Here is a 24,656-nt window from a genome sequence, read left to right as displayed (position 1 = left end):
CGCTCTCGCGGGTAAGGCGCAAGCCCTTTGGCGCCTATCCGCGTTCGCCAGTTTTTCAGGACGCCCCGCCCGCCGCCCGGGCGGGCGCCGGGTCGCCCGGCGGCCCCGGATCCCGGCGCACGGTTTGCTCCGCCAGTTCGACCGAATCGCGATACTCCGGCACGCTGCACTCCCAGTGCAACGTCTCGACGATGCGCCGGCGCAAGGCATCGGCCGCCGCGGGTTCGCCGTGTGTGACGAACGTATGGATGGGCGGGCAGCTCATGCTGGCCAGCCAGCGCAGGGTTTCGCTGTAGTCGCTATGCGCGGAGAGGGACGTGATCGACGAGACCTCGGCGCGCACGCGCACGTAGTCGCCGTGCAGCTTGATGGCCGGCGCGTGGGCCTCGAGCGCCGCGCCGCGCGTGCCGGGCGCCTGGTAACCGACGAGCGCGATCGTGTTGCGCGGGTCGGAAGCGTAAAGGCTCAGGTGGTGCAGCACCCGGCCGCCCGTCACCATGCCGCTGCCCGCAATGATGACCATGGGGCCGTTGCGCGAGGCAATGGCCTTCGACTCGTCCACGGTCCGCACCATGAACGCCGCATGATCGATCGCGTGCAATTGGGACACCGTCAACCGATGGTCGCTCATGTGCCGCCGGTAAAGGTCGGTCACGCTGATCGCCATCGGGCTGTCGAGGTAGACCGGCACGTTGGCCATGCGCTCCGACTGCTTCAATCGCGCGATGTAGTAGAGGATTTCCTGCGCGCGCCCCACCGCGAAGCAGGGCATCACCACGAGTCCGCCGCGCGCGAAGGTGCGCGCGAACATCTCGGCGAGTTCGTTTTCGGGATTGAGGGCGTCGTGCAGCCGGTCGCCGTAGGTCGATTCGACCACCAGGTAGTCCGCGTGCACAGGCGCGGCCGGGGCGCGCACGATCGGATCGTCGGGGCGCCCGAGGTCGCCGGAAAACGCGATGACCGTATGCCCGTTGCAGAGCACGACGCTCGCCGCGCCCAGGATATGGCCGGCGGGCAGCAGGCGGAAATTCAGTTGCGCGTCGAGCGGGACGGGTTCGTCGAACGGGCGTGGCGCGATGAGCCGCAGCGCCTGTTCGGCGTCCTCCAGCGTGTAGAGCGGCAGGGCGGGATGGTGTTTCGAGAAGCCGTGGCGGTTCGCGAACGCCGCGTCTTCCTCCTGCAGCCGCGCACTGTCGCGCAGCATGATGCCGCAGAGGTCCGCGGTTCCCGGCGTGCAATAAACCGGACCGCGATAACCGTTGCGCGCAAGGACGGGCAAATAGCCGCAATGGTCGATGTGGGCGTGGGTCAGGATGACGGCGTCGAGAGAGTCGGCGGGAAAGGGCAGCGCATCCCAGTTACGCAGACGGAGGTTCTTGGTGCCCTGGAACAGCCCGCAGTCGATCAGCACCCGTTTACCCGCCGCTTCCAGCAGGTAGCGCGACCCGGTCACCGTCTGCGCCGCGCCCAGAAACGTCAGCTTCATCATGCTCTCCTCGCTTCACGCGTCATGTATGTGCATGAATGGATTGGAGCGCGCGCTGGCGCTGCGCATTTGACCTGAGTCAGAGGAACGGGCATTGACCTGTGGCACCTCTACTTGAGGCAGATCAACCGAAATGAGCCGGCCGATTCTTACATTGAAGTCAGTGGCGCGCGGTCGCGGGCCGGATTTTCGGGCGGGAGAAAAAATGTCGAGCAGGTTGTTCCTGGGCCGGGCGCTGGGGCTGATGCTCTTGATCGCGTTGTTGCCGGCTTGCACGGGGTACCGCGATACGTACCGTGATACGCATCGCGACGAAAACGATGCCTTCCGCCGCTCGGAGACCGAACTGGAGGCGTCGCGTGAGCGCAGTGCAGTCAAATGCGCCACGCCCGCCGACTGCGCACAGGCCTGGTCCCGCGCCCGGCTCTTCGTCCAGACGCACTCGCCCACGCCCATCGCGAATTCGACCGACGACACGATCGAGACACGCATGCCGCATGAATTCGGCATCGCGTACTTCTGGGCGGTACGGCAGACGGCGGAGGACGGAACGACGACGATAAGGCTCAAGGGCATGTGCCGCGGCATGTACAGCACCGACAACGGCCCCGGCTGGACCTATGCGCGCTGCGCCGGGCAGTTGCTGCAGGCGCAACTCGAATTCGTGCGCGACGTGGGGGGAGTCCGGTAAAGCGCGTGCGCGCGCCGGCTAGCGTTCGGCGTTGGCGGCAGCCGTGCGAATGTCCACCGGCAAGCGAAACGCCGCCGAAAGGGTGACGCCCGCGCCAGGACGGCCTTCGACCGTCAGCGAGCCGCCAAGCTGCACAATGCGCTCGCGCATGCCGATGAGCCCGAACGCGTCGGGACGCGAGACGGACAACGGGTCGAAGCCGGCACCGTCGTCGCTGATGCGAAAGCGGCATTGGTTCCCATCGTTCTTAAGCGCGATCGTCACATGGTGCGCGCGGGCGTGGCGCGCGACATTCGTGAGCGCTTCCTGCACGACGCGAAAGAGAGCAGTCGAGGCAAATTCGCCGAGGTCAGGCTCCGAAACGTCCAGTTCGCATTGGACGGCCACGCCGTAGCGGCCGCCAAAGTCTTCCGCCAGCCATTCGAGCGCGGCCTCGAGTCCGAGATCGTCGAGCACGGCGGGACGCAGGTCGGCGGCGATGCGTCGCACCGCAACCGCAAGCGCGTCGATCTGCGGGCCGATCTGCGCGACGGCTTGCCGTTCGGCACGCGTTTGCGCAGGCAATGCGCTGGCGAATTCGGTTCCGCGGAGGCCGAGCGCCATTTTCAGCGCCGCGATCCGTTGCCCGAGATCGTCGTGCAACTCGCGGGCGATGCGCTTTTGCTCGTTCTCGCGTGCCTGCTCGACGAGCGCCGACGCCACATGAGCGCGTTCGAGCGCTTCGAGTCGGCGGCGCTCGGTCAGATCGCGCGTGATCTTGGCGAAGCCGACGAGCGCATTCTTGTCGTCGCGCACGGCGGTAATCACGACATTTGCCCAGAAGCGGCTACCATCCTTGCGCACGCGCCAGCCCTCGTCCTCGACGCGCCCGTGAAACGCAGCCGCCTCGAGCAACTGCTCGGGCTTGCCCGACGCAATTTCGTCCGACGTATAGAACACGGAGAAATGCGTGCCGATAATTTCGTCCGAGAAATAGCCCTTGATGCGCCGCGCACCGGGGTTCCAGCTCGCGACGCGTCCGCCGGGTTCGAGCATGAAAATCGCGTAGTCGCGTACGGCGTCGATCAAAAGACGGTACCGGTCGACGATTGCAATCTCGCTGTGGTTGCGTTCAAGCCAGGACCTGGGCCTTGCCGTTTGCATGACGCGCTCCGGATGATGTGCCGAGTCACGAAGTATCGGCCGCATCCTGGCGCGCCAGGCGTGTCATACCGACATGACATGGTAGGGCAAATTCCGTCTGCGTTCAGGCCGGTTGCACGCCCTGGTTTGCTGACGTCGTGCGGGCACTGAAGACTTACGCGATGACGTCGCTCAGCGGCCGGCGCGGCGACGGTTCATCGGGCGTTCCATGCCCGATGCGCAACAGGATCTGCGGGCAAGCGGATTTCGGCATGCCGAGCAACGCACCCAGCCGCGCGCGCAACTCGCCTACTTCGATCGGCTGGTTCAGATAGGAGGCGCAGAGCCCGTGCGACGTCAGCACGAGCAGCACGCGCTCGAGCGCCTCGCCGGTAGCGAGCCAGGACTGTGCGTCATCGACGCTCGTCGCGAGGCACAGCAGCAAGGGCGAGCCCGCCGCAAGCTCGCGATGCGTCGCCGCTATGCCGCCGCCGACGTCGAACGTGCGGATGGCGGAAGCGACGAGCGGCGTCGCGAAGTCGAGCAGGGAGTTGAGCCCCGCTGCATAGGCCGGCATGCCGTCGCCGGTGCGAGCCGGATGGATCCATTTCGCGAGTTCGCGCCGGAACCTGGGGTCGGCGAACTGGTGCTGGTCGGCCTCGGCCACGAGGTCCGCGATCGCGTCGCGCGTGCCCGCCTCGGTTGCGCACGCGACGTCGACGCCTTCGGCCCGGGCCGCCTCGACCAGTTCGCGCTCGACGGCCGCCTCGACCGGCTTCGGCGAAAACGCGTGACGCGTGGTCACCCGGCGCGAAATGGCGTCGACGAGCGGAGCCAGTTCCGCGCCGACGGGATGTTTCGGAAGCAGGCGCACGTCGGCGAGCAGGTCGGGATCGAGGCTGGATGGAAAAAGCGTGATGGCATAACCGGTGCCGAGACTCGCGAGCGCCACGCGCAGATTGAAGAGCGCCGCGCCGCAACTGATGATCAGCTCCCGATCGAACGGATCGACAACGGGCAGCGCTCGCAGGCGGTCGGCGCACAGCAGGATCCTGTCGCCGCCGGGTACGAAACGCCACGGCTGGCTGTTGTGGCTCGACGGTGCGAGCGTTGCGTGGCGCAAGACGTGGCGCAACGCGTCGTCGTCGAGCTTGTCGGCCGGGCCGGTGCCGGCGGCGAACGCCTGGGGCTTGTCGAGCATGGTGAACTCCCGCCTTTGCGACGGCGCGGCGCGCCGGATGAAATCAGTGCGACATGAGGACCGGAACCGTCATCGCTTCCAGCAGTGTGCGCGTCACGCCGCCCAGGACGTATTCGTGAACCCGCGAATGCGCGTATGCGCCCGCCACCATCAGGTCCGCGCGCAGATCGCTCGCGCGGCTCAGCAACGCCGCGCCGGTCTGCACGGCCGGGTCGCCGGCGCGCTCGTGAAACGATGCCTGCACGCCGTGCAGATCGAGCCACGCGGCCGCCTCGATGGCCTGGTTTGCAGCCTGGTCGCGCTTCGCGCCATGGCGCGAGGCGATTACTTCGATCGACACGCACTGGGCCTGCTGCAGCAACGGCAGCGCGTCGGAGACGGCGCGTGCCGCCTCGCGGCTGCCGTCCCATGCAACCAGAACGTTCTGCGCGAATTCCTCGAAGGCGCCGGTATGCGGCACGACAATGGCTGGCCGCCCGGCTGTCATCAGCAGGTCCGCCACCAGGCCGCCGGCGCTCTGCGCGATCCAATCTCCGGCTTCGGGCTGACCGAGCACGAGCAGGTCGGCATGGCGCGCGTGCATCGTCGCAATCGCGGCGTCGTAAGGCTGCGGCGCACGCCATTCGACGGTCCGGCCCGCACGTTCCGCTACGAGAAGAAAATGCTCGCGCGTTTGTGTGAGGCGTGCGTCGGCGGGCGCCTGCGAGCGGGCACGCGGCAGGTAAAGCCCGGTCAGATGCGCGTCGAAGCGTTCCGCCAGTTCGAGCGAGAGCGCAAGGCGCACCGCGCATCGTTCCGAGTCGTCCAGATGGACGAGCAGGCTCTTGTAGCACATGGCGATTTTCCTTGAACCTAACGTTGAACCTGAGCGAGCGCGCCCGAAAACCGGACGCGCAATGCGCTCAATGCGACATCAACACCGGGACCGGCATCGCCCCGAGAACGGTTTGCGTGACGCCGCCGAGCAAGAGTTCCTTCCAGCGCGCGTGGCCATATGCCCCCATGACGAGCAGATCGCCGCACAGCTTTTCCACGCGCGCAAGAAGGGCGCTGGCGACCGACACCGTCGGAGGTGTGTGCAACTGCGTGACTTCCACGCCGATGCCGTGGCGGGCGAGGACGAGGGCAATATCGGCGCCCGGAATGCGGCCTTCGCGCTCGGCGTTGAGCGTGACGATCGTGGTGTGCGCAGCGAGCCGCATGAAGGGCAGGGCGTCGTACAGCGCCCGCGTGGCGGACTGGCCCGCGTCCCACGCGACGACGATGCGCTCGCCTACGGTGGGGAATGTCCCGGCAAAGGGCACCCACAGGACGGGTCTTCCCGCAGCCAGCGTCACCCGGGCCTGCAGCCGGTTGGCGAGCGAAGTGTCCAGGGCGGCCGGATCGCTTTGGCTCATCACGATGAGATCGGCGAACGGCGAGAGCGCGAGCAACGCCTCCAGCGCGGGAGCCGTGGCAGTCCGCCACGTGCCTTCGAGCTTCGCCTGCGAGAGCCCGTTGAAGAATTGGTGCTCCAGCGCCCGGCGGCTGTCTTCCCGCGTCTGCCCGCGATACCCGACGTCGAGCGTCATCGACCAGGCGCTCTCGTGCTCGATCGGCTCAGGCGCGAAAAGCGCGTTGACGTGGGCGCCGTGCCGTCGGGCGACGAGCAGCGCCAGATCGAGGCAGGCGCTCGCGCGTTCGCTGCCGTCCAGATGAACAAGGATGCTGCGGTACTCCATGATCGGCGCTCCACGATTGAGAAAACCGCGAACAAGGGTTGCGTGCGATCAGTCTAGATTCCGGCATCGGGGCACCATTGACTTGAATCAAGCCGCCGCGGAAGCCGGCGCGCGTCGCCGAGCGGGCCTTCAATTGACACATATCAATCGAGGGTAAAGGCCCGTTCTTATAGTGAAGCGACACTTCGATCGTGCCGATCCGCGGCCGATCACCCATCTGCGAGGAGAAGCATGATGCAAAAGGATCGGATTGCCTTCGTGAGCGGCGGAATGGGAGGGCTGGGCGCCGCCATCAGCCGGCGACTGTACGATGCGGGCATAACGGTCGTCGTTTCCCATTCGGAGCAGAATGACCACGTGGCCACATGGCTGCACGGCGAACGCGAAGCGGGCCGCACATTTCACGCGTTCGAGCTCGACGTGGCCAGTTACGACTCGTGCGAGGAGTGCGCGCGCAAGGTGATCGCCGAGTTCGGCGGCGTGGATGTTCTCATCAACAACGCCGGCATCACGCGCGACGCGAGCTTCATGAAGCTTTCGAAGCCCCAGTGGGATGCGGTGATGCGCACGAACCTCGACAGCATGTTCAACCTCACGAAGCCGTTTCTGCCCGGCATGGTCGAGCGGCGGTTCGGCCGCGTCGTCAACATCGGCTCCGTGAACGGGTCGCGCGGGTCGTTTGGTCAGACGAACTACGCGGCGGCGAAGGCGGGAATACATGGGTTCACGATGTCGCTCGCGCTCGAAGTCGCCAGGCACGGCGTGACCGTGAACACCGTCTCGCCGGGCTACCTCGCCACCGCAATGGTGGAGACCGTCCCGCAGGAAATCATGGACACGCGCATCCTGCCGCAGATCCCCGTGGGGCGGCTCGGCCGGCCCGAGGAAATCGCGTCGCTGGTGGCCTATTTGTGCTCGGACGACGGCGCGTTCGTGACGGGGGCCAATCTTGCCGCCAATGGCGGCATGCATATGCATTAGGATGTCGCGCACGCGCCTGTATCGCTCGCGGTTCGGGGCGTACAGGCAAAGGTCCGTGCAAGGAGGCAACGTTGGTCGAAATTGTGACACTCACGCTCAATCCTGCCGTCGATGTCTCGACGGCGGTGGAATGCGTCGTCGATACGCACAAGCTGCGCTGCGATGCCGCGCGCCGCTATCCGGGCGGCGGCGGCATCAACGTGGCGCGCGTGATCCAGCGGCTCGACGGGAGGCAGGCCAGTTGCCTTGCGCTCTATCTGGCTGGAGGCGCTTCGGGAAGTCAGCTCGAACAGATGCTCTCGGCCGAGCGTGTGCCGAGCCGGCGGTTGCGCATTGCGGGCGAAACGCGCGAGAACTTTTCGGTGACCGAGCGCGCGACGGGCCGCGAGTTCCGCTTCGTCCTGCCAGGACCGCAAGTGAGCGCCGACGAATGGTCGGACGTGCTCGCCGCTTTCGACACACTCACGCCCGCGCCGCGCTATCTCGTGCTGAGCGGCAGCCTGCCGCCCGGATTGCCCCCGACGGCCTACGCGGATCTGGCGCGCCGCGCCAGCCAGCGCGGCGTGCGCGTGGTGCTCGACACTTCCGGCCCGCCGCTCGCGCTCGCCCTGGATGCGGGTGTGTATCTCGTGAAGCCCAGCCTTGGCGAACTGGCCGCGCTGGCGGAAAAGCCGCTCGCGGATGAAGCGGCGTGGCTCGCCGCGGCCCGCCGGCTCGTCGCGGAAAAGCGCGCGCAGATCGTCGCGTTGACGCTGGGCGAGCGCGGCGCGCTGCTCGTCTCGACCGGGGAAACGATCCGCGTGCCGGCGTTGCCCGTGCGCGTATCGGGCGCAACGGGTGCCGGCGACAGCTTCCTTGCGGGGCTCCTTGTCGCACTGCGCCGCGGCGACGCCCTGCGGGATGCCGCGCGCCTCGCCCAGGCGGCCGCGGCCGCGGCCCTGCTCTCGGGCGGCACGGCGCTGTGCGACGCGGATGAGGTGAAGCGGCTCTATGCAATCACGCAAGAGCTGGTCTGACGCCCCCGGCAAGCGCCGGCCCGCGCTTCAATGCGACAGCAGCACGGGGACAGTCGCCGATTCGAGCAGGGCGCGCGTCACGCCGCCAAGCCAATGTTCCTTCCACTGCGGATGACTATAGGCGCCCGCCACGACGAGGTCGCAGCCGCTCGAGGCCAACCATGAAAGCAGGGTGTCGCCCGCCGTCTCGTCCGAGTCGCTGGTTGCTTGCGCATAATCGACGTTCACCGCGTGCCTCGCCAGCATGAGGTCGATCTCCTTGCCTTGCGCACCCAGCGCCGCAGGCCGCGCGGAGTCCGCGGTGCGGATGCGCAGCACCGTCACACGTCCGGCGCGTGCGAGGAACGGCATGGCGTCGTGCACGGCGCGCGCCGCTTCGCGGCTGCCGTCCCATGCGATCGCGATCGATTTGCCCGCCGGCCGCAGGGCTCCGGCATACGGCAGAACCAGCACAGGCCGGCCCGAAGTCAACACCACCTCTTCCAGGAACCCCTTGCGCAACGCCTGCGCATCGTCGTCGGGCCCCGCTTGACCCGCGATCAGCAGATCGGCGTGACGGCTGCGCCGGATCAGGGGCTGTTCCGCATGATCGTCGAACGCGATCCATTCGCCGCCACGACCCGCGGCGCCCAGCGCATGACGAAACGCCTCCTCGGCCGCGTCGCGCCGGCCGCGCCGCGTATCGCACAAGCCGTCGTAATGGCGCGCGCAGCCGGCAACCGCGAAATACTCCCGCGCCTCGGGCATGAAGGTCGTGTACAGCCCGATGAGATGCGCGTCGAATTCCCTTGCGAGCTGCAGCGAGAAATCGAGCCGCGCCTGGGCGCGGTCGCCGGGGTCGAGGTAGGTGAGCACGGTCTTGTACGACATGGCGGCGTCTCCTCCGGGGATGGAATCCGTCGATTTCGCTATTAGTCCCTCCGGGCAGGCTTCGTTCAGTTGACACACGTCAACGGGACGCGGAGCGCCTGTCCGAGAATCGGCTCACGGTCGCGCCGGAAGTCTGCGCGGCATGGTGGGTCATCCTTTTCGATCGGGGGCTGCTCAATCATGGCTAAACGGGTCGTCATGCCGGGCATCCTGCGCCTCGCGTTCAAGCTGCTCGTCAACGACAGCGCCAAATTCACGGCGCTCCTGATCGGCATTACGTTCGCCGTATTCCTGATGGTCGAGATGATGTCGATGTTCGCCGGCATTCTCAATCGCTCGTCGTCCACGGTCATCAACGTGGGCGCGAAGATCTGGGTCATGGACCCCGCCGTGCAGACGATCGCCAGCAGCATCGGCATGCCCGACTACGTGCTCGACGCCGTGCGCAGCATCGACGGCGTGAAGTACGCCGTGCCGCTTTACTCGGGCGCGGCGCTCGTCAAGCTGCGCGACGGCACGTACCAGGCCACCACGGTCATCGGGCTCGACGACACCACGCTCTACGGCTGGCCGCGCATGACGCGCGGGCGCATCGAGGACATCTACGCGGAGAACGGCTTCATCGCGGTCCAGGACGCCGAGTTCTACAAGCTCGGCAACCCCGCGCCCGGCACCGACTTCGAGCTCAACGACCACCGCGCCGTCGTGGTCGGCATCGCCACCGTGGCGAGCAGCGGGCTCTTCGGCACGCCCACGCTCTACACCACGTACAGCCGCGCCATCCAGTACATCCCGTCCACGCGCTACACCACGTCGTACATCCTCGTCGAGCCGAAGTCGGAGCGCGATATCGCGCACATCAAGGCCGTCGTGGCCTCGCTCGGCTACATCGCCTATACGAAAGAGGAGTTCATGCAGCGCATTGCCAACTTCTACAAATACGAGACGAGTCTCGGCACCAACATCCTTTTGATGACGGCGATCAGCTTCGTTGTCGGATTGTCGATTTCGGGGCAGACGTTTTACACGTTCATTCTCGAAAACCTCGAAAAATTCGGCGCGCTCAAGGCGATCGGCGCGAAGCGCCGCGAGCTCGTCGCGATGATCCTGTTTCAGGCGGCATTCACGGCGCTCACGGGCTATGGCCTGGGCGTGGGCCTGTGCGCCGCCTCCATCACGCTCGCGCGCCTGCGCATCCGCGACTACGCGGCCATGATCACGTATGGCAACCTTGCGCTGGCATTCGCGATGGTGGTGGTGATCGCCTCGCTTTCGAGCTATCTCGGCGTGCGCCGCGTGCTGCGCATCGAGCCGTTCGACATCTTCCGGGGCTGAGGCGATGACGGATTCGATCGCCATCGACGCCCGCGCGCTCGACAAGTGGTTCGGCGAAGGCGCGGCGCGCACCCAGGCGCTGCGGGGCGTTTCGATGCAGGCGCACTTCGGCGAAATGGTGCTCATCGTCGGGCCGTCGGGCAGCGGCAAGACGACGCTGCTCAGCGTCATCTCCGGCATTCTGCGGCCCGACGGCGGCTCCGTCACGATCGACGGCGTGGACCTCTGGGCGCAGCCCGACGACGGGCTCGCCGACTTCCGGCTCAACCGCATCGGTTTCGTGTTTCAGGACTACCACCTGTTTCCGCGCCTCACGACGGCCGAGAACGTGGCGATTCCGCTGATCCTCAAGCGCCGGCCCTGGGACGAAGCGCTGGCCGAGGCGGCGCGCTACCTCGAGGTGGTGGGCCTCGCGGGCCGCGCGGCGCTGCCGCCCGTGAAGCTTTCGGGCGGCGAGCAGCAGCGCGTGGCGATCGCGCGCGCGATCGTGAGCCAGCCCGACATTCTCGTGCTCGACGAACCGACCGCTTCGCTCGACGGCGACACGGGGAGGACCATCATCGAATTCGTCAAGCATCAGGTGCTCAATACGCGCCGCTGCATCGTGATCGTCACGCACGACAGCCGCATCTTCGAATACGCCGACCGCATCCTGCGCATGGAAGACGGCAGGCTCAAGGGCATCGACGCCGGAGGCGCGCGATGAAGCATCGCATCCTGTTCGCCGCCGCCGTCGCCGGCTTCGTTGCCAGCGTCGTGGCCGCGTGGGTCTTCGGCATCCAGCAGGCGCCGCAGCCGCCCGTATTCCAGCCGGCGGCCAATCCCTATGAGCACGGCGTATATGCGACGGGCATCGTGGAAAGCGACCAGCCCGCGGGCGCGAACGTAAACATCTACCCCGACGTGGGAGGCGCCGTCACGCGGCTCTACGTGCACGACGGCCAGCCCGTGAAGGCCGGCGACGTGCTGTTGACCATCGACGATTCCGTGCAGCGCGCCAACGCCCAGCAACTCGCGGCGCAAGCCGATGCCGCACAGGCGTTGCTCGAGGAATTGCGGGCACAGCCACGGCCGGAAACGCGCGATGTCGCGGACGCCCAGGTGAGCGCGGCCGAGGCCAGCCTGAAGATGGCCGAGGACACCTGGGCGAAGCAAAAGCAGGCATGGGACATCGACCCGAAAGCCGTGAGCCGCGACGTGCTCGACAACGCCGAGAACGGCATGCGGGTGGCGCGCGCGAACCTCGCCGTCGTCACGCGCCAGGACCGCCTCACGCGCGCGGGCGCATGGGTGTACGACGTGCGCAACCAGCAGGGCCAGGTCGAGGCGCTGCGCAAGGCCGCGGCGTCCGCCGAAGCGCTGCTTGCCCACTACACGCTGCGCGCGCCGGCCGACGGCGTGGTGCTCGCCGTCAACACCGCGCAGGGTTCCTATCTTTCGCAGCAGGGCGTCTACGACACCTACACGCAAGGCATGGCACCGGCGATCGTGCTCGGCACCGCGCCGGAGCGCCTCGCGGTGCGCTGCTACGTCGACGAGATCCTGATCGCGCGGCTGCCGGAGCCGGCGCGGCTCAAGGCGCGCATGTCGGTGCGCGGGGCGAGCATCGACGCCGACCTCGAGTTCGAGCGCATCCAGCCCTATGTCACGCCGAAGATCGAACTCTCCGACCAGCGCACCGAGCGCGTCGACCTGCGCGTGTTGCCGGTCATCTTTCGCGTCGTGCCGAAGGCGGGGCTCCATGTCTACCCTGGGCAGATCGTCGATGTCTATATCTCGGCCCGATGACCCGCCGCACGCGCGGACGCGACGCGGGGCACGCCTCACGGCACGCCTCGCCGCGATGCTTTGTGCGGGATGGCTCGCCGGTTGCGCGGTCGGGCCGGACTTCTCCCGGCCGCCGCCCCCCAAAGTCGATGCCTTCCTGCCAGGCGGCGCCCCGGCCGCCTTCGCGGCCGCCGGGGCGCAGCAAACCCTGCGCGCGGACGTGAGCGTGCGCGACGACTGGTGGACGCAGTTCGGCAGCCTCGCCATCGACGACGCCGTGGACGACGCGCTCACCGACAACGCCACCTTCGTCCAGGCGCAAGCCTCGCTGCGCCGCGCCGAGGACCAGTTGCGCGCGGGAGCGGGCGTCTTCTATCCCCAGGCCGCCGCCGAGGCGGGCGCGTCGCGCGAACGCTATTCGCCGCTGCACCTGGGTTCGCAGGCGGCGCCTTCCCTCTTCAATCTCTTTACGCTGTCCGCCTCGATCAGCTATGCCATCGACCTGTGGGGCGGCAACCGGCGCTATGTGGAAGGTCTCGCGGCCGAACGCGACGCGCAGCGCTACGCGCTGGAGGCGGCCTGGCTGACGATCGCGTCGAACGTCGTCAACGCCATGATCGCGCGCGCGGCATGGCGCGACGAGATCGACGCGACACAGGAGATGATCGGCCTCGTGCGCGAGCAGGTGCGCATTGCCGAGGAGCGCGCGCACGCCGGCACGGCCGCTTACGCAGCGGTGCTCACGCTGCAGAACGAGCAGGCCACGCTGGAGGCGACATTGCCTGCGCTGGAGCAAAAGCGCGCGCAGGCCGGCGACCTGCTGGCTTCGCTCACGGGCACGCTGCCCGCCCAATGGCGTTCGCCCGAGCTCTCGCTGCGCGATGTCACGCTGCCGCCGGATCTGCCGCGAACCGTGCCGTCGCAACTCGTGCGGCAGCGGCCTGACGTGCTGCAGGCCGAAGCGCTGCTGCATGCGGCAAGTGCGCAGGTCGGCGTGGCGACGGCGGCGATGTTGCCGAACGTCACGCTCTCCGCCGCGGGTGGGCTTTCGGGTGCGTCGCCCGCGTCGGTTGCGGAGCGCATGGGGCAATCGTGGAGCCTCGCGGCGGACGTTACCGCGCCACTCTTTCAGGGCGGGACGCTGTGGTACGGCCGCAAGGCCGCCCAGGAGGCCTACGCGGCCTCGCGCGCGCAGTATCGCCAAACGGTGCTCTCGGCTTTCGCCCAGGTTGCGGACGTCCTCTACGCGCTCGAATACGACGCGGGCGCGCTCGACGCGCAGTCGCGCGCGCTCGCGGCGGCGCAGGAAGCGCTGCGGCTGCTGCGAGCCGACTATCGCGCGGGGACGGTGGACTATCTGCAGATTCTCGTCGCCGACGGCCAGTTGCATCAGGCGCAGATCGCGTGGCTGGAGGCCGCCGCGCAGCGGCTGCAGGATACCGTGGCGCTTTATGCGGCGCTGGGCGGCGGCTGGCACGACGAACCGGCAAGCGGCGAGGGCGTGGCGGGAGCGCACTGACGACCGCGAGCAGGTTTTCGCGACACCTCGTTCCTTGATGCAAGTCAAGCGCAGAGTGCCTGCGGCTTCGAAGATGATGGGGGACGTACGAGCCCGAACCAACGGGCGACGCGCGAACGGTTAGCCAACGTGGAGCGAATTGGGCATGGAGAAGAAGTTCGATTCCGGCAGCATCGTGCTGTTTATCGGCGTCCTGCTCGTGCTCGTCGCGCAGATGCTCTGGTTTGCGCCCACGGCGCCCACGATCGCCTACAGCGACTTTCAGCGCCTGCTCGCCACGCACGACATCGACAACCTCGTGATCACCCCTACGCGCATCAGCGGCGAGCTGCGCTCTGAGCAGGCGAAGGCTACGCTGCCGGCCTCCGACGCCGCCGCTTTCACGGCCGGCAAGCCGCCGTATCCGTTCACGACGATACGCGTCGCCGACGAGTCGCTGCCCGCGCGTCTTGCTGCCGCCGGCGTGCGCTATCGCGGAGCGCTCGACAACAACTGGGGCGATCTGGTGCTCGCGTGGGTTGTACCGCTCGTGTTCTTCGTGATCGTGTGGCAATTCCTGATGCGTCGCAGCGGCGGCGCGCGAGACTTCATGAGCATCGGCAGAAGCCGCGCGCACATTTACCTGCAGCAGGCAACCGGCACGACGTTCAACGACATTGCCGGCATCGACGAAGCCAAGAAGGAACTTCAGCAAATCGTCTCGTTCCTTTGCCATCCCGAACGCTATCGCCGGCTCGGGGGAAAGATTCCCAAAGGCATTCTGATCGTCGGCGCGCCGGGAACCGGCAAGACCTTGCTCGCGAAGGCACTGGCGGGCGAGGCCGGGGTGCCGTTCTTTTCGATCAGCGGTTCCTCGTTCGTGGAAATGTTCGTGGGCGTCGGGGCGGCGCGCGTGCGCGATCTGTTCGAACAGGCGCAGCGTCAGGCGCCGTGCATCGTCTTCATCGACGAACTCGACGCGCTCGGCAAAGTGCGCGGCGCGAATCCCGTTTCGGGCAACGACGAGCGCGAGCAGACGCTCAACCAGCTACTCGTCGAAATGGATGGCTTTCAGCCCAACGCCGGCGTCATCCTGCTCGCCGCGACCAACCGTCCGGAGACGCTCGACCCGGCGTTGCTGCGCCCGGGGCGGTTCGATCGCCACATCGCGATCGACCGCCCCGACCTGAACGGCCGCCGGCAGATCCTGGCGGTGCACGCGCGCGGGGTGCCGCTCGCGCCCGACGTCGACCTCGAGCAACTGGCCGCGCGCACGCCCGGCTGCGTGGGCGCGGATCTCGCGAACATCGTGAACGAAGCGGCACTCCATGCAGCCGAAGCCGATCGCACGAACGTAGGCATGGCGGACTTCGACGAAGCCATCGACCGGGCGCTGGCGGGCTCCGAGCGCAAGAGCCGGGTGATGAACGCGCAGGAGAAGGTGACCATTGCGTACCACGAGGCAGGCCATGCCCTCGTCGCCCAGAGCCGTGCGCACTGCGATCCGGTCAAGAAGGTGTCGATAATTCCGCGCGGGGTGGCGGCGTTGGGCTACACGCAGCAGGTGCCGACCGAGGACCGCTACGTGCTCCGGCGCAGCGAACTGCTTGACCGGCTGGACGTGTTGATCGGCGGCAGGGTGTCGGAGGAACTCGTGTTCGGCGACGTCTCCACCGGCGCGGAGAACGATCTCGAAAGGGCCACCGCGATGGCGTGGCACATGGTGGCCCGCTATGGCATGAGCGAGCGCCTGGGCCTTGCGAATTGCGCCGACGATGGCGCCATGGCACAGACAGCGGCGGGCGCCGAAGCGCTGCATCCGGCTGCGCGCACGGCCCAGCTCGTCGACGACGAAGTACGCCGGCTGCTGAGCGAAGCCCATGAACGCGTGACGCGCACGCTCGCCGATCAGCGCGCCGCACTCGACCGGATCGCCGGGCGTCTGCTCGAGCGGGAAGTGATCGAGCACGACGAGCTGCTCGCGCTGATTGCGGGCACACAGCCAGCAGACGCGGGCGCGGGCGAGCATGGCGTCACGCAGCCCGCCACGCCCGCGCCGGCGCAGCTTCCCGCCGGCAGCGCGCCGGCCGCGGCCGCGCTCACGGCAGACGTTTCGCAGGGCGCGCAATCGCGTCAGTGTTCGCCTTCCAGATAATCGTGGGCGGAGCGCATGCGGTCCGACACGCGCAACGCCTCCAGCGCCCGCTTTTCGATACGGCGCACCTGCTCGCGCGAAATGCCCGTGCTTTGCGCAATTTCCTCGTACGTTTGCGGTTCGCCGTCGCCGATGCCGAAGCGCCGCCGCACGATGTTCGCCTCCGCCGGAGACATGTCCTCGAACAGCGCGTTCACGAACTCGCACATGCGCACGTGAGCCAGCGCTTCGATCTGCGTCGGGGCATCGTCGGGAATCAGCTCGATCAACTCCGTTTCCCCATCGGGCAGCACGATGTCGAGCGAAGCGGGTTCCACGGGAAGCGTCAGCAGGCGGCGCACCTTTGGCTCGGCCATGCCGCTCGCGCGGGCCAGTTCTTCCGGGGTGGCGTCGCGCCCCGTCTGCTGGCGGATGCGTTCGCGCTCGCGCCAGATACGCGCGAACTCGTCGCCCACATGAACGGGCAGCCGGATCGTGCGCGCGCGTTCGGCCACGGCGCGCGACACGGCCTGGCGGATCCACCATGTCGCATAGGTGGAAAACTTGAAACCGCGCCGATACTCGAACTTCTCGATTGCGCGCATCAAACCCAGGCTGCCTTCCTGGACGAGATCGGGCAGGTCGATGCCGCGATTCTCATAGCGCCGCGCGATGGAAAGCACGAGCCGCATGTTGGCTTCGAACATCTTGCGCGTCGCCGCGCGCAGCCGGCAGCGGGCCGCGTTCATTTCGCCGGTCAGGCCGCCCGCCTGCGTGCGCTCCCGCGTTTCGCCGCAGTGCGCGACGAATGCGTCGCAGGCTGCTTCGATAGCGTCGGCGGGCCAGTCATGGATGTCGTGCTCCGTGGCCGCGAGAATTTCGCGCGCATGAGGACACGCCTCGAGACAGCGCCACAGGTCCTGACGGCTCGTTTCGATCTCGCGCGCCAGTTCGACTTCCTGTTCGCGCGACAAGAGCGGCACCGCCGCCATGCGCGCGCGAAAGAGATCGAGCGTATCGTCGGATACGCGAATATCCTGCGGGCCCGCATCGAATTCGAGCGTGGCGTCGTCCCGCTCCGTGCGGGTGTGGGGTCGTGGCTGGCGGCGTTTCGTCTTCATGGCGCTGGCGGATTCATCCGCATGGCTGATCGCGGGCGCCGGGTACCCGAGTGCTCCGGCATTCCGGCGGGCTTCGCTTCGCGAATCGCCATTCGCTACGGACCGCCTTACGACACCGATCTTGAGGCGAACGTCCGCGATTCAATCAACGCCGGCCGGTTTTTTTTGCGTCGCTGCGGCGCAATTCGGGGCGCAATTCGAAGCGTATGCCGGGCGGTCAACGGGCGTTCAACTGGCGGCATGCGACATGGGCTGCACCTCGGGCAATTCGCCCCAGCCGAGCGGGGCGTAGACCATCCCCCCCGCCAGTTCCACCAGTTCCGTAAATCGCCGCAGCGTCACGCCCGCCATGATGTGAATGGTGGGGCCGCCGAGGTAGCTCTCGGTGCGCAGCCACGGCACGTGTCTCGCGTTGACCTCCTGCACGCTGCACGGGTGGGCGTGCTCCCCCTCTTCGGGGCTCAGCAGCGGCCCGTCGAAGCCGACCTTGAGGATCTGGTCGGGTTTATCGGAGTAGGGCAAGCCGGCCTCGCGCATATACGGCGCGCGCTCCCAGTGTTCGCCCCACTGCTGGTCGAGCGGGATGCGCGTGAACCACGCCCAGGGCGTGCGCACATAACAAAGCCGATAAACGGTTTGGACGGCGCTCAAATCGACGCGTGTGAACATCGTTGCTTCCTTTCGCGGCCCGGTGCCGCGGCGCCTTGATCTTCCGATCTCCCGACCCCGCAGGCCGCAGGTCAGTTCGCTCCGGGCCTGCCGACCGTCTGCGCGAGAAGCGGCACTTCGTCCTCGTTCAGGCGCAGCGCATCGCCGAGCAGCCTCCGGTTGATCCAGCCGCGCACCACGGTCGCGAGCCCTTCGGATGCACAGTAGAGCGAAACGTTCTGGCAAATCGCTCCCACGGCAACGGCGGCGAATTGTTCGCGCTGATGCGGCGGCGTATCGAGCACCTGGGAGCCGCGCAGCACGTACACGAGGTCGAGCGGGGCCTTGCCCACGAAGTCCTGATAGCCGGTCATGTTCCGCGCATCGACGAGATGCTTGAGCACGAGATGGTGGAGCGCGGGCTCGTAGCGATAGACACCGTGCGGGAGCGCGGCATAAATGTCGATCTCGTGGAAGCCGTGTGCGGAAGGCGCGGTGTGTCCGCCGGTCTCGGGCCGGTTGATGCCGTTGGCGGCCCAAAGCAGTTCGCCGAGCGTGTCGAGCGCCATGGGTGCGTCCGCGTACGTGCGCGTGCTTTTGCGGCGGGCGAGAGCCGCCATGAGGGGGGCGCCGGCCTCGAGGCGGGGGCGCGGGAGGGCGATGAACTCGGCCGACTCGCCGCTCACCGGGGCGGGCGGCAGCAACGGCGCGGGTTCGTAGTCGATGCGTGGAAGCTCTGTCATGGGGTTCTCCGGACATTCGAATTCAGGCGGCGCGCGCACCGGCGAGATCGCCGGCGGCGGCGCTGGCCAGCGCAATTCGGCGGCGGTCACGACTAGCCTTTGCGCCGCTTGCGGTTTCAGTCTCATGGCTCGCCCGTGAACGCGGTTGACTCAGATCAACCAGGATTTTGCTCATGCGAAATCAGCCGCTTTTGCGCAGAGGCGACCGCGCAAATTCGGACAGCAGAATAATCGGGCGTTCGCGGTCGTCATCGCGCGGTGCTGATTGCGTCGAGATCGGGCGTCGCGGTTGCCATCGGATGGGGACCTCACGCTAACGGACTCGGGCACGTTGACCGCAACGACTCGCATTCCCGGTTTTCCGTCGATGCCGCAGACCTCGGAAAGCTTCTGTAACATCGCTCTGCCCCGGCAGGGAGAGCGCCCGCCTGCCGGGTCGCTGCGCATTCAATGCGCGATCGATTTTTCCCTAAAAGCACGCCACAAAATCAATGGCGATCCAATACAGTTGGCGAGACGAGACCGAAGATACTGGAATTTTCCGACATGATTTTTTTTGCTTACGCACTGACTTATTCACTGGGGTTGTTCTTTGGATTGCTGGCATGCATCAAGGTCGGCCATATCGTCGGAAGAAGGCGGCATATACGCGATGGCGAACCGGCCGACGGCGGGTCCGGCGCGATAGATGGCGCGGTATACGGGTTGGTGGGCCTGCTGCTCGCGTTCAGTTTTTCGGGGGCCATCACCCGCTACGACATGTATCGCAATCTTCTCGTCGAGGAGGCCAGCGCCATCACAGGGTCCTATGCGAGACTGGACTTGCTCCCGCCCACCTCCCAGCCGGCGTTGCGTTCGCTGATGCGCCAGTATGTACAAGCGCGTATCGACGCATACCGCGCCATCTACGATTCGCACGACGAGAACACCGCCTTCGCGCGCGGGCGGGAATTGCAGGACGAAATGTGGACGAAGGCGATGCTCGTCGCCAAGGACTCGGGAAGCGCGGCTGTCCTCAGCCAGGTCAGCGATTCGCTGGACCGCATGTTCGATTTTCCCGCCAGGCAGCACGCCGCCCAAAGCGGTCATCCGCCGGCCGTCATCAGTTCCCTCATGTTTGTGCTTGCGATGATGGCCGCATTGATCGCCGGTTACGGCATGGGTTCTCTGCACACCATGCCGTTGCTGCGTGTGATGGTATTTTCTGCCGCGATGGCAATCACGATGTACGTGATCATCGATATGGAATATCCGGGGTCCGGATTCTTCAACCCCGATTCCATCGAGCAGATACTCGTTGAAACGCTAAAAGGCATGAATTGACCTGGCTTCCAGGCGGATCGGCTCACGGTCGAAGGTTGCGATTTCCGGCTCGATTGGAAGGTGACCTTGCACGTTCGGTAGTGTTCCGGTCCGGCTGTCCCGTTTGCGCGGGAAGCCCCCCTGGCGGCGTTAGCCGTCAAGCCGTCGCGGCCCCGCGATTCTTGCCGATTCTGGAAAGGTTTAATCCAGATTGGGCCATATAAGTCAAAATGGCGGCAAACTATGCTCCCGCCACGATTTCGATCGCCCAACTGGCACGCGCGTTGAGCTGCCGACAAAATCATCTATTCGGGGAGGCTAATCCAATGAAGAAAGTCATCATTTCCAGCGCCGTTGGCGCCCTTTTCGCCGTTGCCGCGTCGTCGGCTTTCGCGCAGAGTTCCGTCACGCTGTATGGCCTTGTGGATACGGCAATCCGCTATCAGACGAACGCGGCCCCGGATGGCAAAGACCTGATCGGTATGACGGTCGGTCCGGAAACGCACAGCCGCTGGGGCCTGCGCGGCACCGAAGATCTGGGTGGCGGTCTCTCCGCGATCTTCCGCCTCGAGAACGGCTTCGAACTCGGCGACGGGAAACTGCACGTGCCGAACACGCTGTTCAGCCGGCAGGCGTTCGTTGGCCTGTCGAGCAACCAGTACGGCTCGGTGACGTTCGGTAACCAGTACGCGCCCCTTTATGACACCATGGGCGACATCTTCGACCCGATGACGGTCGGCGACTACTGGCAAGACAGCTGGATGTACAACGGTATCGGCAACTACCTTACCGTTCCGAATTCTGTCAAGTACAAGTTCTCGTCCAACGGACTGAGCCTCGATGCGATCTACGGCTTCGGCAACCATGCCGGCGCCATGGGCCTCGACAGCACGTACGGCGTGGAATTGACATACACGCACGGCCCGGCATCGATCAACGCGGGCTTCCAGCAGACCTCGGTCTCGTCCGTGAACGGCAGTTCGGTCAATGGCGCGAAGGTCAACTTTCTGCACGTGAGCGGCGCATACCAGATCACCCAAAGCGTCCGTCTGCTGGCCGGCTGGCTGCGCGGTCAGGACAGGACGGGCACGACGGATCTCAACATGCAGCAAGCCGGCGCACCGGCGCTCCACGGCGGCAGCCCGAACCGTATCGACGATACGTTCTACGTTGGCGGCAACTGGCAGGCCATGGACCCGTTGCTCATCACCGTGGCCGGCTACTACGGCCACACACGCAATGCCGAACTGCTCGACGGCACGCTCGGTACGGGTATCAACTACTCGGCCACCGTGCTTGCCGAGTACTCGCTGTCGAAGCACACCGAGGTGTACGGCACCGCGGACTTCGCGCGTGGCAACGGTGCGTTTGCAGCCGACTACCCGGGCGTGACCAATCCGACCACCGGCCTGGTCGACCGGATCGGTCGCACCAACAACGTCGGTGTCGCGATCGGCATGCGCCAGATGTTCTGATTTGCAAAAACGGACGCGCTTCGGGCGCCGCCGCCGCCCCTACGTGCCGTCCCCCCGGTGCGAAGCGGCCGTCTTGCCTGAAGCCGCAAGCCCGGCGGACGCCGCGGCTTCTTCCGGTTGCAATGGAAGAAACCGCGGCGCGCCCGCTGCCTGAATGGCGCCTCCGCGCGCCACGCTATAAATGCCGCGCGCAACGTTGTGCGGATGGGCGGCCGCCTCGTCCAGCGTCAGTACGGGCGCAAAGCACGCATCGCTACCCTCGAGCAGCGCGCACCAATGGCTGCGCGGCCGGCTGGCGAACAGCGCCGCAAAGCGTTGCTTGAGCCGCGGCCAGGTCGCGGTGTCGTACTGCCCGGCGGGATCCACGTCGGCGAGCCCCAGCTTGTCGAGCAGCAGGGCATAGAACTGCGGCTCCAGCGCGCCGATCGTGATGTAGCGGCCGTCCGCGCAGGCATAGCTGTCGTAAAAGGGCGAGTCGTGGAACGGGCTGGGCTGCGCGCCGTCGAGCTGGCCGCTGGCGCGTATCCACTGCGCAATGGTGCCGAGCATGGCCAGGACGTCGACAATCGCGGCGTCCACCACGCGGCCACGGCCGCTCGTGCGCGCCTCCAGGATCGCGCAGACCACGCCGAATGCGAGTCCCAATGCGCCGCTCGCATCGCCGACGACGGTGGGCGGCACCCTGGGCGGCTCGCCGTTGCGCGCCGAGAGCGACAGCAATCCGGTTAGCGCAACGTAATTCAAATCGTGCCCGGCGGCCTGGGCGAGCGGTCCGTGCTGCCCCCAGCCCGTCATGCGGCCATAGACGAGGCGTGGGTTGCGCGCCGCGCAATCGGCGGGGCCGAGGCCGAGCCGTTCCATCACGCCGGGGCGATTGCCTTCGATGAGCGCGTCGGCGCCCGCTATCCGCGCGAGCGCCGCCTCGACGCCCACTTTCTGTTTCAGATCGAGCGTCAACGCCGTTTTGCCGCGGCGCAACGGATCGTCGTGCGCGCTGCCGAAGCGTTCGTTAACGGCCCCCCGTACCGGCCGGGCGATGACCTCGACCTGCGCGCCCATGTCGGCAAGCATGAGGCCCGTCAACGGGCACGGTCCGAGTCCCTCGAATTCGACCACGCGGATGCCGGCAAGAGGCGGCTTCATGAGATGGACTGTCCTGTGCGTTTGTGGATAAGGCCGTTAGATCTGCCCGGCCGCGAGCGCCTTGCCGATCACCATGCGCTGGATATCGGAAGCGCCTTCGTAGATCTGCGTGACGCGCACGTCGCGGTACAGGCGTTCCACGGGGAAGTCGGCCACGTAGCCGCTGCCGCCGTGAATCTGTATCGCGTCGGAGCAGACCCGCTCGGCCATTTCGGAAGCAAACAGCTTGGCCATCGACGCCTCCTGCAGGCAAGGCCGGCCCGCATCCTTGAGCGCGGCGGCATGCCACGTCAACTGGCGCGCGGCCTCGATGCGCGTGGCCATGTCAGCGAGCCGGAAGTTCACTGCCTGATGCCCGATCAGCGGCGTGCCGAACGTTTCGCGCTCCTTCGCATACGCGAGCGCGGCGCTCAACGCGGCACGCGCGATGCCGACCGACTGGGCCGCAATGCCGATCCGGCCCGCTTCGAGATTCGACAGGGCGATCCGGTAGCCGTCGCCAGGCATGCCGATCACCTGCTCGGCGGGTACGCGGCAGTCTTCGAAAACGATCTGCGCGGTATCCGATGCGTGCTGCCCGAGCTTTTCTTCCAGACGGCCGACGACATACCCGGGCGTGTCCGTCGGCACGAGGAAGCAGGAGATGCCTTTCTTGCCCGCGGCCTTGTCGGTGACGGCGAGGACGAGCGCGAGTTGCGCATGCTTGCCGCTCGTGATGAACTGCTTCACGCCGTTGAGCACCCAGGCGTCGCCGTCCCTGACCGCGGTGGTGCGAAGCGCTGATGCGTCCGAGCCGGCGTGCGGCTCGGTCAGGCAGAAGCAGCCGAGCCATTCGCCGCTCGCGAGACGGCTCAGGTAGCGGTCCTTCTGCGCGTCGTTGCCGTAGTTCATCAGAATGCCGCACGCGAGCGAATTCTGGACGCTGACGATCGTGGACGTCGACGCGTCCGCCGCCGCGATTTCCTCGATCGCCAGCGCGAGCGACAGATAGTCCATGCCGGCGCCGCGCCACTGCTCGGGCACGGTCATGCCCATCACGCCAAGCGCGGCGAGTTCCTTGAGCGCGGTGGCCGGAAAGGCGTGGCGCCGGTCCCAGTCGGCGGAAAACGGTGCGATCCGCTCGCGGCAAAACTCGCGCAGCGAGTCGCGCAGCATCTGTTGCTCTTGCGAAATGATCATCGGGGCATCCTCGGCGGCATGTGGGGGCGTCGCATCAAACGGTTTCGATGGCGATGGCGGTGGCCTCGCCGCCGCCGATGCACAGGCTCGCCACGCCGCGTTTGAGCCCGCGCGCGCGCAGGGCGTGCATCAGCGTCACGATGATGCGGGCGCCCGATGCGCCGATCGGATGCCCGAGCGCGCACGCGCCGCCATGTACGTTGACCTTGTCGTGCGGCAAGTCGAGTTCGCGCATCGCCACCATCGCCACTACGGCGAATGCCTCGTTGATCTCGAAGAGGTCGACGTCGCGCAGATTCCACCCGGTCTTCTCCGAGAGCTTGCGCATGGCCCCGATAGGGGCCGTGGGAAACAGGTTCGGCCTGTCGGCATGGGTCGCGTGCCCGACGATCACGGCTCTCGGCGTCAGGCCGCGCCGCTCGGCCTCCGAGCGCCGCATCAGCACGAGGGCGGCTGCGCCGTCCGAAATCGACGACGAGTTCGCTGCCGTCACCGTCCCGCCCTCGCGGAATGCCGGCTTGAGCGTGGCGATCTTGTCGAGCTTCGCCTTGCCCGGCTGTTCGTCGATCGCGGCCAGCGTTTCCGTCTTGCCCGCGCGCACGGGCACGGGCGCGATTTCCTCCTTGAAGCTGCCGTCGGCAATCGCATGTTGCGCACGCGTGAGCGAGGCGATCGCGAATGCATCCTGGGCTTCGCGCGTGAACTGGAGCGCCGCCGCGCAGTCCTCGGCGAACGTGCCCATCAGCCGGCCCTTGTCGTAGGCGTCTTCGAGCCCGTCGAGGAACATGTGATCGAGCACCTGGCCGTGGCCCATGCGGTAGCCGCCGCGCGCCTTGGGCAGCAGGTAAGGGGCCTGCGTCATGTTCTCCATGCCGCCGGCGATCATCGCGTTCGCCGCGCCGGCGAGCAGCAGATCGTGCGCGAACATCGCGGCCTTCATGCCCGAGCCGCACATCTTGTTGATCGTCGTCGCGCCCGCCGAGAACGGCAGCCCCGCCTTCAGCGCGGCCTGTCGCGCCGGCGCCTGGCCCTGGCCCGCCGGCAGCACGCAGCCGAAGATGATCTCGTCGATCTGCTCCGGCGGCAGGCCGGCGCGCTCGATGGCGGCGCGAATCGACACGGCGCCCAGTTCGCTGGCGCTGACGCCGCCCAGTTCGCCCTGAAAACCGCCCATCGGCGTGCGCGCCGCCCCAACGATGACTATCGGATCGTATGTCGTCATT

At 66.9% G+C, this 24,656-nt stretch carries 23 protein-coding genes; 10 read left to right on the top strand and 13 right to left on the bottom strand.

The window, feature by feature from the left end:
- Positions 1-55 precede the first annotated feature (55 nt).
- Positions 56-1,486, bottom strand: a complete 1,431-nt coding sequence (locus BLU17_RS17190) for an MBL fold metallo-hydrolase RNA specificity domain-containing protein (protein ID WP_091998928.1) — start codon at positions 1,484-1,486, stop codon at positions 56-58.
- A gap of 133 nt (positions 1,487-1,619) precedes the next feature.
- Here BLU17_RS17190 and BLU17_RS17185 point away from each other — a divergent pair, with 133 nt between their 5' ends.
- Positions 1,620-2,177, top strand: a complete 558-nt coding sequence (locus BLU17_RS17185; protein WP_245746899.1) for a hypothetical protein — start codon at positions 1,620-1,622, stop codon at positions 2,175-2,177.
- Between the two features lie 18 nt (positions 2,178-2,195).
- Here BLU17_RS17185 and BLU17_RS17180 read toward each other — a convergent pair whose 3' ends face one another.
- From BLU17_RS17180 to BLU17_RS17165, 4 genes are all read right to left on the bottom strand, one after another.
- Entirely contained in the window at positions 2,196-3,320 is a 1,125-nt protein-coding gene (locus BLU17_RS17180; RefSeq protein ID WP_091998642.1) for a PAS domain-containing sensor histidine kinase, read from the bottom strand.
- 154 nt (positions 3,321-3,474) lie between these two features.
- A complete protein-coding gene (locus tag BLU17_RS17175; protein WP_091998641.1) occupies positions 3,475-4,500 on the bottom strand; it encodes an Acg family FMN-binding oxidoreductase in 1,026 nt (341 codons plus the stop codon).
- A gap of 43 nt (positions 4,501-4,543) precedes the next feature.
- Positions 4,544-5,335, bottom strand: a complete 792-nt coding sequence (locus tag BLU17_RS17170; protein ID WP_091998638.1) for a universal stress protein — start codon at positions 5,333-5,335, stop codon at positions 4,544-4,546.
- 67 nt (positions 5,336-5,402) lie between these two features.
- Positions 5,403-6,221, bottom strand: a complete 819-nt coding sequence (locus BLU17_RS17165; RefSeq protein WP_091998636.1) for a universal stress protein — start codon at positions 6,219-6,221, stop codon at positions 5,403-5,405.
- Positions 6,222-6,455: 234 nt separating this feature from the next.
- On the opposite strand from BLU17_RS17165, the gene phbB reads away from it, so the two are divergent.
- Positions 6,456-7,202, top strand: coding sequence for an acetoacetyl-CoA reductase (gene phbB, locus BLU17_RS17160; protein ID WP_091998925.1), 747 nt, complete (start codon positions 6,456-6,458; stop codon positions 7,200-7,202).
- A gap of 71 nt (positions 7,203-7,273) precedes the next feature.
- Entirely contained in the window at positions 7,274-8,218 is a 945-nt protein-coding gene (locus BLU17_RS17155) for a 1-phosphofructokinase family hexose kinase (RefSeq protein ID WP_245746898.1), read from the top strand.
- Positions 8,219-8,245: 27 nt separating this feature from the next.
- On the opposite strand, the gene BLU17_RS17150 is transcribed toward BLU17_RS17155, so the two are convergent.
- Positions 8,246-9,088 (bottom strand): universal stress protein, encoded by an 843-nt coding sequence (locus tag BLU17_RS17150; protein ID WP_091998631.1) that lies wholly within the window; start codon positions 9,086-9,088, stop codon positions 8,246-8,248.
- A 198-nt stretch (positions 9,089-9,286) separates the two neighbouring features.
- Here BLU17_RS17150 and BLU17_RS17145 point away from each other — a divergent pair, with 198 nt between their 5' ends.
- From BLU17_RS17145 to ftsH, 5 genes are all read left to right on the top strand, one after another.
- Entirely contained in the window at positions 9,287-10,423 is a 1,137-nt protein-coding gene (locus BLU17_RS17145) for an ABC transporter permease (RefSeq protein ID WP_091998628.1), read from the top strand.
- 4 nt (positions 10,424-10,427) lie between these two features.
- Positions 10,428-11,129, top strand: coding sequence for an ABC transporter ATP-binding protein (locus tag BLU17_RS17140; protein WP_091998626.1), 702 nt, complete (start codon positions 10,428-10,430; stop codon positions 11,127-11,129).
- A complete protein-coding gene (locus tag BLU17_RS17135) occupies positions 11,126-12,211 on the top strand; it encodes an HlyD family secretion protein (protein WP_091998623.1) in 1,086 nt (361 codons plus the stop codon). The genes BLU17_RS17140 and BLU17_RS17135 overlap by 4 nt, the downstream gene beginning before the upstream one ends.
- The gene (locus tag BLU17_RS17130) at positions 12,189-13,709 is read left to right on the top strand and encodes an efflux transporter outer membrane subunit (RefSeq protein WP_091998621.1); all 1,521 of its coding nucleotides are present in this window, start codon (positions 12,189-12,191) and stop codon (positions 13,707-13,709) included. Before BLU17_RS17135 ends, BLU17_RS17130 begins: the two co-directional genes overlap by 23 nt.
- A gap of 145 nt (positions 13,710-13,854) precedes the next feature.
- Positions 13,855-15,843: an ATP-dependent zinc metalloprotease FtsH gene (gene ftsH / locus BLU17_RS17125; protein WP_091998617.1), complete on the top strand. Its 1,989-nt coding sequence runs from the start codon at positions 13,855-13,857 to the stop codon at positions 15,841-15,843.
- Here ftsH and BLU17_RS33530 read toward each other — a convergent pair.
- The 4 genes from BLU17_RS33530 to BLU17_RS33200 form a co-directional block, all read right to left on the bottom strand.
- Positions 15,822-16,943 carry an RNA polymerase sigma factor RpoD/SigA gene (locus BLU17_RS33530; protein ID WP_091998614.1) on the bottom strand — a complete coding sequence of 374 codons (1,122 nt, stop codon included), beginning with the start codon at positions 16,941-16,943 and terminating at the stop codon, positions 15,822-15,824. The genes ftsH and BLU17_RS33530 overlap by 22 nt on opposite strands.
- A gap of 228 nt (positions 16,944-17,171) precedes the next feature.
- Entirely contained in the window at positions 17,172-17,612 is a 441-nt protein-coding gene (locus BLU17_RS17115; protein ID WP_091998611.1) for a hypothetical protein, read from the bottom strand.
- Between the two features lie 71 nt (positions 17,613-17,683).
- Positions 17,684-18,334 (bottom strand): nitroreductase family protein, encoded by a 651-nt coding sequence (locus BLU17_RS17110; protein WP_091998923.1) that lies wholly within the window; start codon positions 18,332-18,334, stop codon positions 17,684-17,686.
- Positions 18,335-18,356: 22 nt separating this feature from the next.
- Complete coding sequence (locus tag BLU17_RS33200) at positions 18,357-18,509, bottom strand: hypothetical protein (RefSeq protein ID WP_176929122.1); 153 nt, start codon at positions 18,507-18,509, stop codon at positions 18,357-18,359.
- A gap of 371 nt (positions 18,510-18,880) precedes the next feature.
- Here BLU17_RS33200 and BLU17_RS17105 point away from each other — a divergent pair, with 371 nt between their 5' ends.
- Complete coding sequence (locus tag BLU17_RS17105; protein WP_091998608.1) at positions 18,881-19,657, top strand: bestrophin-like domain; 777 nt, start codon at positions 18,881-18,883, stop codon at positions 19,655-19,657.
- A 305-nt stretch (positions 19,658-19,962) separates the two neighbouring features.
- Positions 19,963-21,111 carry a porin gene (locus BLU17_RS17100; protein ID WP_091998605.1) on the top strand — a complete coding sequence of 383 codons (1,149 nt, stop codon included), beginning with the start codon at positions 19,963-19,965 and terminating at the stop codon, positions 21,109-21,111.
- Between the two features lie 39 nt (positions 21,112-21,150).
- On the opposite strand, the gene BLU17_RS17095 is transcribed toward BLU17_RS17100, so the two are convergent.
- From BLU17_RS17095 to BLU17_RS17085, 3 genes are read right to left on the bottom strand one after another with little or no spacing between them, the layout of a single operon-like run.
- Positions 21,151-22,254 carry a CaiB/BaiF CoA transferase family protein gene (locus BLU17_RS17095; RefSeq protein WP_091998603.1) on the bottom strand — a complete coding sequence of 368 codons (1,104 nt, stop codon included), beginning with the start codon at positions 22,252-22,254 and terminating at the stop codon, positions 21,151-21,153.
- A 36-nt stretch (positions 22,255-22,290) separates the two neighbouring features.
- Positions 22,291-23,433 (bottom strand): acyl-CoA dehydrogenase family protein, encoded by a 1,143-nt coding sequence (locus BLU17_RS17090; protein ID WP_091998601.1) that lies wholly within the window; start codon positions 23,431-23,433, stop codon positions 22,291-22,293.
- Positions 23,434-23,467: 34 nt separating this feature from the next.
- Entirely contained in the window at positions 23,468-24,655 is a 1,188-nt protein-coding gene (locus BLU17_RS17085; protein ID WP_091998598.1) for an acetyl-CoA C-acyltransferase, read from the bottom strand.
- Position 24,656 lies beyond the last annotated feature (1 nt).

This window comes from Paraburkholderia lycopersici (genome assembly GCF_900096975.1).
GTDB classification, from domain to species: Bacteria; Pseudomonadota; Gammaproteobacteria; order Burkholderiales; family Burkholderiaceae; genus Paraburkholderia; species Paraburkholderia lycopersici.
Note: the sequence above shows the minus strand (reverse complement) of the source record. Positions and strands in the feature narration are given on the sequence as shown.

Bases quoted from the DNA above. Each gene is read 5' to 3' on its own strand.
- BLU17_RS33530 (WP_091998614.1), bottom strand. From the start codon at position 16,943: ATGAAGACGAAACGCCGCCAGCCACGACCCCACACCCGCACGGAGCGG.
- BLU17_RS17180 (WP_091998642.1), bottom strand. From the start codon at position 3,320: ATGCAAACGGCAAGGCCCAGGTCCTGGCTTGAACGCAACCACAGCGAG.
- BLU17_RS17145 (WP_091998628.1), top strand. From the start codon at position 9,287: ATGCCGGGCATCCTGCGCCTCGCGTTCAAGCTGCTCGTCAACGACAGC.
- BLU17_RS17105 (WP_091998608.1), top strand. From the start codon at position 18,881: ATGATTTTTTTTGCTTACGCACTGACTTATTCACTGGGGTTGTTCTTT.
- BLU17_RS17085 (WP_091998598.1), bottom strand. From the start codon at position 24,655: ATGACGACATACGATCCGATAGTCATCGTTGGGGCGGCGCGCACGCCG.
- ftsH (WP_091998617.1), top strand. From the start codon at position 13,855: ATGGAGAAGAAGTTCGATTCCGGCAGCATCGTGCTGTTTATCGGCGTC.
- BLU17_RS17185 (WP_245746899.1), top strand. From the start codon at position 1,620: ATGAGCCGGCCGATTCTTACATTGAAGTCAGTGGCGCGCGGTCGCGGG.
- BLU17_RS17135 (WP_091998623.1), top strand. From the start codon at position 11,126: ATGAAGCATCGCATCCTGTTCGCCGCCGCCGTCGCCGGCTTCGTTGCC.
- phbB (WP_091998925.1), top strand. From the start codon at position 6,456: ATGCAAAAGGATCGGATTGCCTTCGTGAGCGGCGGAATGGGAGGGCTG.
- BLU17_RS17190 (WP_091998928.1), bottom strand. From the start codon at position 1,486: ATGAAGCTGACGTTTCTGGGCGCGGCGCAGACGGTGACCGGGTCGCGC.
- BLU17_RS17175 (WP_091998641.1), bottom strand. From the start codon at position 4,500: ATGCTCGACAAGCCCCAGGCGTTCGCCGCCGGCACCGGCCCGGCCGAC.
- BLU17_RS17165 (WP_091998636.1), bottom strand. From the start codon at position 6,221: ATGGAGTACCGCAGCATCCTTGTTCATCTGGACGGCAGCGAACGCGCG.
- BLU17_RS17170 (WP_091998638.1), bottom strand. From the start codon at position 5,335: ATGTGCTACAAGAGCCTGCTCGTCCATCTGGACGACTCGGAACGATGC.
- BLU17_RS17130 (WP_091998621.1), top strand. From the start codon at position 12,189: ATGTCTATATCTCGGCCCGATGACCCGCCGCACGCGCGGACGCGACGC.
- BLU17_RS17140 (WP_091998626.1), top strand. From the start codon at position 10,428: ATGACGGATTCGATCGCCATCGACGCCCGCGCGCTCGACAAGTGGTTC.
- BLU17_RS17090 (WP_091998601.1), bottom strand. From the start codon at position 23,433: ATGATCATTTCGCAAGAGCAACAGATGCTGCGCGACTCGCTGCGCGAG.
- BLU17_RS17115 (WP_091998611.1), bottom strand. From the start codon at position 17,612: ATGTTCACACGCGTCGATTTGAGCGCCGTCCAAACCGTTTATCGGCTT.
- BLU17_RS17095 (WP_091998603.1), bottom strand. From the start codon at position 22,254: ATGAAGCCGCCTCTTGCCGGCATCCGCGTGGTCGAATTCGAGGGACTC.
- BLU17_RS17100 (WP_091998605.1), top strand. From the start codon at position 19,963: ATGAAGAAAGTCATCATTTCCAGCGCCGTTGGCGCCCTTTTCGCCGTT.
- BLU17_RS17150 (WP_091998631.1), bottom strand. From the start codon at position 9,088: ATGTCGTACAAGACCGTGCTCACCTACCTCGACCCCGGCGACCGCGCC.
- BLU17_RS17110 (WP_091998923.1), bottom strand. From the start codon at position 18,334: ATGACAGAGCTTCCACGCATCGACTACGAACCCGCGCCGTTGCTGCCG.
- BLU17_RS33200 (WP_176929122.1), bottom strand. From the start codon at position 18,509: ATGAGCAAAATCCTGGTTGATCTGAGTCAACCGCGTTCACGGGCGAGC.